Source organism: Brevundimonas sp. UBA5866, from assembly GCF_002432125.1.
Classification (GTDB): Bacteria; Pseudomonadota; Alphaproteobacteria; order Caulobacterales; family Caulobacteraceae; genus Brevundimonas.
This window is the reverse complement of sequence record NZ_DJFS01000017.1, coordinates 1-7,835: the sequence shown is the minus strand read 5'-3', so window position 1 is coordinate 7,835 and position 7,835 is coordinate 1. Positions and strand designations below refer to the sequence as shown.

At 60.5% G+C, this 7,835-nt stretch carries 5 protein-coding genes; all 5 read right to left on the bottom strand.

Annotated features, from left to right (window positions below):
• A partial coding sequence (locus tag B3H86_RS01355; protein ID WP_292050768.1) for an IS6 family transposase occupies window positions 1–636 on the bottom strand: 636 nt, incomplete at its 3' end.
• 156 nt (window positions 637–792) lie between these two features.
• Complete coding sequence (locus tag B3H86_RS01350) at window positions 793–2,424, bottom strand: alkaline phosphatase D family protein (RefSeq protein WP_292050767.1); 1,632 nt, start codon at window positions 2,422–2,424, stop codon at window positions 793–795.
• A gap of 109 nt (window positions 2,425–2,533) precedes the next feature.
• Entirely contained in the window at window positions 2,534–5,578 is a 3,045-nt protein-coding gene (locus B3H86_RS01345) for a TonB-dependent receptor (RefSeq protein WP_292050766.1), read from the bottom strand.
• 67 nt (window positions 5,579–5,645) lie between these two features.
• A complete protein-coding gene (locus tag B3H86_RS01340; protein ID WP_292050765.1) occupies window positions 5,646–6,776 on the bottom strand; it encodes a hypothetical protein in 1,131 nt (376 codons plus the stop codon).
• A gap of 470 nt (window positions 6,777–7,246) precedes the next feature.
• A partial coding sequence (locus B3H86_RS01335) for an IS6 family transposase (protein WP_292050764.1) occupies window positions 7,247–7,835 on the bottom strand: 589 nt, incomplete at its 5' end.

Here is a 7,835-nt window from a genome sequence, read left to right as displayed (position 1 = left end):
GGGTCTGCTGATCAAATGGCGCTGGAAGTTGAAGGTGTTGTAGATCGCGGCGTGGGTGGTGAGAAATCTCTGGGCTGAGGCTTGGGATTTGAACCTATGATGCTGCCGCTCCCGTCGTCGGATCGGCAGATGTGAGTTCTCAACACGGTTGTTGTCACGAAGCCTGCCAGGGCGATGCAGATGGCGCAGTTCCAACTGATCGAGTGCCGCACCGTACGAGGCCAACCCGTCCGTCGTGATGGTTTCTGGCTCGACCGGTTGATTGCGCAAAAGACGTCTGATCAGCTTCAAAGCCGCCTCTGTGTCCCGCTGGCGCTGGACAACGACGTCTAAAACCTCGCCTTCGTCGTCGACTGCGCGCCACAGATACATGCGCCGTCCTCCGATCTTGCAGACCATTTCATCGAGATGCCAACGGCCTGTCGGAGGCACTCTCCGCTTCTTCAGCCGCCGTGCAATCAGAGGCCCGAACTTGATCGTCCAGCACCGGATCGTTTCGTAGCTGACGTCAATTCCGCGTTGCGCCATCAGTTCCTCGACGTCGCGGAAGCTAAGATTAAAGCGAAAGTACAACCACACGGCATGACGGATCACTTCGCCTGGAAAGCGGTGTCGCTTAAACGATAGCGGTTTCATAAAACGCCTTCTCCACCAATGGCTTGCAGCCTTCGAAGTGGAGCACCTTTAGCGTTATACTGACAGCACCCCGGCTCGGGCCCCGCCCCCATAGGCCTGTCGCAAAAACAGCCTGCGCAAGCGCAGGCTGTTCGAAACGTCGCGGTGGAAAGGCGCTTACGCCTGGATGCGCCGATGCCCCTTGTCGACTTGGATGCGGTGTGTGCTGGCGACCGTCTCGTCGCGTTGCTTCGTGGTGTTGAAGAATATCCACTCGCTCTCGACACGGTGCGGCTTCACGTCCAGCATCATATAGCCGCGCCCATGGGTCTGGGCCCATGCCATCTCGGGATTGGTTTCGACGAAACCACGCGCGACACGGGCGTGATCGACGCCCATCTGACGCTCCATACCGTTGGACGTTACAGCCTGTCCCGCGAACTCAACGCCCGCCGGACGCCCGTCTTCGGACAGGGAATAGGCCCATGCATTATGGCTGTCGCCCGACAGTACGACGAGATTGGCATCGGCCTCTTGCGCCGCCTTCAGGAAACGCGAGCGCGCCTGAGGATAGCCATCCCAACGGTCCATCCACATCGGCAAGCCCACCGCGCCAGCCCGCGCCGCATTCATATAGCTGTTGCGAGCACCGTTACTGACGTCGCTCCGCAACCAGCTAACAGCTTCCTGCGGCATGACTGTACGACCCATGATGCAGGCCATACCCACAAGTTGCCACGCCGAGGAACGGGCATTGCGGCGGAACTCCCGCTCGATCCAGGCCTCTTGAGTGGAGCCCAGCATGGAGGCGGTCGGGTCCATCCATTCGCCATCGCGGAAGTTCGACAGCGCGGTCGCCGTACCTCCACGATAGGCAGCACCGATATCCGCCTGACGGGTCCGGCCGATCAGGCGCGATTCCGTGCGGTACAGGGTCGCCAGCTCACCGATATGATAGGCCTTCCACGGCTCCTCGGAGATCGGCATCCATTCCAGATAGGCCTGAACGGCGGCCGCACGGCGGGTTGCCCAGTCGCCCTCGTTGGCCTGATGGTTTTGCGCGCCGCCTTCCCAACTGTCGTTGGTGGATTCATGGTCATCCCACACACAAACCATCGGGGCCGAGGCATGAAGCGCCTGAACGTCGGGGTCGGCCCGATAGCAGGCAAAGCGCAGGCGGTAATCGGCCAGCGCGACCATCTCGTGATCATGCGCGGGCAGGACAACGCGCTCGGCGATGCGGTCCGCGTCTGAATAAGAGGCTATGCCGTATTCATAGATGTAGTCGCCGACGTGCAACCACAGATCCACGTCCTCGCGCTTGGACGCATGGGCATAGGCGTTGAACCAGCCCATCGGCAGGTTGGAGCACGAGAACACCCCCATGCGGAAATGCTCGGCCTTGCCTTCCGGCAAGGTGCACATACGGCCTGCGCTCGAATAGCTGCCATCAGGGCCCACAAAGCGGTACCAATAGGTCGAGCCAGCGGCCAGACCGTCGACGGTCACCTTTACGGTCCAGTCGCGATAGCCGCCGGTGCGCACCCGCTCGCGGTGCTGGATGCGATTGAAGCTCCGATCCGTAGACACTTCGACATCGAGCGTCACCTCGCTGCCCTGACCGGACGGTACATAGCGCGTCCACAAAAGCATGCTGTCGGATGCAGGCTCGCCACTGGCAACGCCATGGGTAAAGCCGGTGGCCGCCAGCACCTGCTGGGCCATCGCAGCACCGCCGGGCAAACCCAGAGCCATCAAACCCAGACTTCCGCCGAGCACCAAACGGCGACGGTCAAGCAGTAGTGTCATTTGCAATCCCGAGATTAATAACGGGGCGATGTCCGGCATCTGCCCCTATTGGCACTGTGGCCGCACGACGGTGATCGCGCGGCCACAGCTGTTCAGAGGTCAGAGCGGTTTAGAAAACGCCCTTGATGCCGATGTTCCACATCGAGCCATAGACGGTGTACTGCTGCACACGGTCGCGCTCGTTCGAGTAGATGATGTCCGGCGAGTTGAAAATGTTGCGGCCAGCCAGCATCAGATCGAAGTTGTCGTTGATCTTATAGTTGACGCTCACGTTCCACAGCTCGCGGGCGGTATGGTACAGGATGCCGTTGTTGGCCGTGGTCGGCGTGTTGTTCAGACCGCTGACACGGTACTTCGACTGCCAGTTGCCATTCAGGTTGAAGTCGAACCGGCCGATCTGGTAGCGCACGCCCCAGTTTGCCGACTGTTTTGGCGTGCCCTGACGCTCGCCATCCGGATCCAGATAGGTGATCGAGGCATTCACCCCCAGCCCCTTCCATACTCCCGGCAGGAAGCTCAGTTGCTGGTTGTACTCGGCCACATAGCCGCGGTTGGTGCTGGTACCCGGCAGGTTCTGCGCGCTGCGGAAGGTATAGCCTGCATATTCATTCGAATCGAAGCCGACATCCTCCGGGTTCACCGTCATGCCGGTGACCTGCATATCTTCCATATCCAGCTGATAGGCCGACAAGCCGATCAGGCCCGAAGCGGGCAGATAGTACTGCAGGCTCAGATAGTATTTGGTCGAACGCTCCGGCAGCAGTTCGGGGTTCGGCACGGTGACCATCATGGTCTCGTCATTGACCGAAACCACGCCACCCAGATTGCCGTAGTCCGGACGCAGGATCGACTGGCTGAACGAGGCCTGACCCACCAGACGGTCGGTGAAGTCAAACTTCGCACCACCGCTCCAGAACCAGTCGTCGTACTGGCCCTTGCGATCCTGATAGGTGCCGTTGTTGTACTGGTACATCAGCCCTTCGACGGTGCTGACGGACAGGCCAGCCTCCGTCACTTCCTTGACAGGACGGATGACGGCAACACGCGCTGCGGTCTCGGTGTTTTCATAGCGCAGACCGAGGTTGAAGCGCGCGCGCCCAGCATCGGCATTGCCTTCGAAATAGGCCGAGGTGATGTCTTCCTGAACGCGCTTGTTGTTATCCAGACGGCGCTTCAGATTGCCCACTTCGTCAGGAACGAAATAGTCCGGATGCTCGCGGTAGATGTCGTACATCCCGTAGTTGCTGTCGGCGCGCCAGCCTTGGGTGTTCATATTACCGGCATCGAAGCCGATGATTTCGAAGCGGTATTTCTGGGTGGCAGGCACACCGGCCTCAGGCGACATCTGGCTCAGATCGCCGTTCGGGCCCACATACTGGAACTGCTGCCACGAGCCTTCGTTCGTGGCCCAGTCATTTGAGCGGCTACCGAGGCCGGCCATCAGCGTATATGGGACATTGCCCAGATTGAGGCGCTTCTTCACGTCGAAGTTCAGCGACATCATCTCGTTCTTGGCGTCGGACTCTGCCGTGCGGATGTTGTTGCCGATATCCATATCGCGGTTGAAGCTGGCCGGATCACCCCACGGGCGGCCCGCCGTCTGCGTCAGGTACCAGGCGTTCGAACGCGGGCTGTCACGCTCCATCAGGAAGCCGATCCCAGTCAACTGGGTATCGGTACGCTGGAAGAAGCCCTTGCTGGTGTCGCGGAAGTTGAACTCGGCACCCGACAGGCTACCGCGCAGAGCCGCTTCCCAAGTCTCGCCCTTGTACTCGAGTTTCGGCGCGATCAGATAGGTCGGCGTACCGGCATAACGGTGCGAATAACCGGTATAGAGGCGGGTGTTGCGACCATCCGGATTCACTTCGATGCGGGTGCCGGTCGAGTCCGGCGTGGTATACGAGCGGCTGGTCGTGCCGAAGTTCAGATAGGTGTACTGGTTGAAATACTCGACGTCATAGAACGAGTAGTTGCTGCGCAGCGAAAACACCAACTGGTCGGTGAACTGGTAGTCCAGCGCCAGATTGGCCGCCGTACGCGAGGTCATCTTTGGCCCCGGACGCCACATCACCTGGTACGGGATCACACGGCCGTCCGGCAGGTAGGACCAATCGGTCTGGATGCGGTCCTGCTGCACATAGTTGGCATTGTGGCTGGCACTGAACGCCAGACCCAGACGGCCGTCCATATAGACGTCTGCATAGCTGAACTGGGCCGACGGGAAGATGCTGGAGTGCTTCTTGTCGTCCGGCATATAGTGAGGCGACAGGGCCGAGTCAGAGGTCGCCACGCCACCAAGCTGGAAGCGGATCTGGCGTTCCGGAAGCTGGAATGCGTAGCGGCTGCGCAGATTGATGCTGCCGCCCGGCGAGTCCGCATCCATACTGGCCAACAGGGTGTGGTTCAGCTCGATCATGTCGATGCCGGTAATCGACATCTGTTCGAACGAGTTCTGACGGCCCGAATTGTTGTTGGACGTGGCCGTCGCCATACGCGCGCCGTCCATGGTGAAGGTCGAGTATTTCGGCGGCAGACCGCCAATGCGCACCGCCGTGGCGTCCACCTCGGTGTAATCCAGCGACAGGCCCGGCATGGACTTCATAAACTCGCCAACGTCGCCCATGGTCAGGGCACCGAAGTTGTCGGCAGGCACCACGTTCTTGGCGTTCATGGCCACGCGGCGTTCCATCAGGGCCTTGGCCTGACCACCGCGCGCAGCCGTGACCACAACCTCGTCCACCGTCGCGACAGCGTTACCGCCCGCCGACGACAGGGCGGATAGCTGCACATCCGCCGTTGCGGTCTGACCAGCGGCAACCGTCACCTCCGCAAGGCCATCTTGAAGACCGGCATAGCGCACGATCAGCGTAGCCGAACCTGCGGGCACGCCGCTGAGGCGGAACAGGCCGCTGTCTTCGGTATAGGCCACGATATTGGTGCCCGCGACACGCACTTCGGCGTTGCGGATATATTCGCCCGACACGGTGTCGAACACGCGGCCGCGCACCGCGCCGGTATCGACCTGAGACTGTGCCACGACCGTGTCGGCCATCGCGACCTGGGGCAGAGCGACGGCGCACGCCGCCGTCACAGACGAGAGGATGGCAAGTGCACGCAGGCTGACGCCAGACAGATGGAAAGAACGCGCTTTCATTGAAAACACTCGAACGATTGAAAAATGGATTGGGAAAGAGGTCACCCTGCCGAGGCAGGGTTTGGCCTCAACGGGACGTCGGGGGGGTCACGGGAAGGAATGGCTGGTCGGGATTTCCCGTCCAGCGCATCAGGGCGATGTCGGCGGTCTGGGCACCGCGACCGCCGGAGTTGACGGCCAGATAGAAAAGGCCATCCCCGACAGGCTCCAGTCCGACATCGGATTTCTGGTTCCAGCCCCGAATACCGGTAGCGGGATCGCGCAGACCGTCATCGGCGAGCGGCAACAGCAGCCCCTGCTCCCAGCCGTTTCCGTCGGCAGCGAGCACGCCGACAAGGTCGCCCATGACCGGTCGGGCATCCGCCTCGACGGCAAACATCAGATAGTTCGGAAAGTGCGGCTTGCGGCCAGCATAGACACCCATGAACCAGCGCTGGCTGGCGGCGTCATAGGCCAAATTCTGCACGCCGTAAGTGGTGTTGCCGGTGCGGACAAAATACTTGCCGCCGTGGGTTGTTGGGCCGCTGCGGTGCGGCTGGCTTTCGACCAACGGACGCGCCAGCTCATCCCAGCCCGACACATCGTACTGAAGCAGCACCTGATGATCGTTATCGGTGCGGCCCGTGTGGCTATAGATGCCATAGCCCACGGTCAGGAGTTGCGGACCATCTTTTGATCCGAAGCGCGGGCCGAAGGCCACGCCATCGATGCCCGATGCGCCATAGCGATGATCCGGTGTCTCGGCGATGTTGCCGTCGAACCGGCCATTGCCGTCCATGTCGGCGGCGTAGTCCCTGCCCACCTCTGCGAGATGAACGGTCTGGAAGGGCGACGCAGCCGCCGAAACCCCAACACGATCCAGACCCGCCACGTCGATGACGGCAATATAGAAGGCTTCGTCGGCCTTATACTCCAGCGAGCCGTAGAGCTTCCCGTTCTCGGGGTTGAACGCCAGATCGCCGAGGTGCCCCGTCCAGCCGACCAGCGTCCCCACGAGGTTGCCTTGGAAGTCGTATTTGGCCAGCAGATCGGTGAAGGAATAATAGATGAAACCGTTGACGCGATCGATGGCAATGCCCTGCACATGACCGGCATCCCATGTGCCGCCATTCTGGGTCAAAGGCAGCGCTGTCGCGGCGATCTCGCGAGCCTCGGCCGTAGAAGTCTGAATGCCTGCCAGCGACGTCCCGAGGATCATTAAGGCCGGAACAATCGATCTGATTTGGTTACGCGGTACCATGAACGCCCCCTCTACTAAGGCGACGCTTAGCCAGCGTTCACGAAGCTAAATGCAAAGCTCGGAGAATTCGGAACGACAGTCGCGCGAAAGAACCGTGTCTGTTAATCCGTTCAAAGAAATACCCGCGAGATGCGAGGATTGCGTCCCTGACCAGCCCATCCGCCGCTCAGGGACGCGCAACCAAGAAAACTCACGCCGGCAGGCGCGTCAGTTGGCCGGCTTTTTCAACACGATACCCTGCCAGGGCGCTGACAAGTTAATCGGTCTGAGCAAAAATCAGACCTCCCCTTGCCGATTTTAGACCATTTGCGTCGCTGCCGACCAAGCGGTTTCGGCCTGACGTCGCAGTACGCGAAGACCGGGTCGAGAAATCAGAGGCGCTGTCAGCTTAACTGAGCGAAGCCGAAAGCCCCCTAGCCTGCTCATTTTCAGACGGTAGCCGCCGCCCAAGCGGTATCAGCATCGGCGCGAAAGCGACGAAGTGTGGATCTGCTGATGAGATGGCGCTGGATGTTGAAGGTGTTGTAGATCGCCGCGTGCGTGGTGAGAAATCTTTGCGCTGAGGCTTGGGATTTAAACCGTCGCTGCTGCCGCTCTCGTCGCCGGATCGGTAGATGAGAGTTCTCGCCACGGTTGTTATCTCGCAGTCGGCCGGGTCGGTGAAGATGCCGCAGTTCCAACTGCTCAAGCGCCGCACCGTACGATGCCAGCCCATCCGTTGTGATGGTTTCCGGCTCGACAGGTTGGTTGCGTAAAAGACGTTTGATCAGCTTCAAAGCCGCCTCTGTGTCCCGCCGACGCTGGACGATGACGTCTAAAACCTCGCCTTCGTCGTCGACTGCGCGCCACAGATACATGCGTCGGCCACCGATCTTGCAAACCATCTCATCAAGATGCCAACGGCCTGTCGGGGGCACTCTCCGTTTCTTCAGCCGCCGTGCAATCAGAGGCCCGAACTTGATCGTCCAGCACCGGATCGTTTCGTAGCTGACGTCTATTCCGCGTTGCGCCATCAGT

Coding starts and splice junctions, on each gene's coding strand:
- B3H86_RS01350 (WP_292050767.1), bottom strand. CDS start 2,424: ATGACACTACTGCTTGACCGTCGCCGTTTGGTGCTCGGCGGAAGTCTG.
- B3H86_RS01345 (WP_292050766.1), bottom strand. CDS start 5,578: ATGAAAGCGCGTTCTTTCCATCTGTCTGGCGTCAGCCTGCGTGCACTT.
- B3H86_RS01340 (WP_292050765.1), bottom strand. CDS start 6,776: ATGATCCTCGGGACGTCGCTGGCAGGCATTCAGACTTCTACGGCCGAG.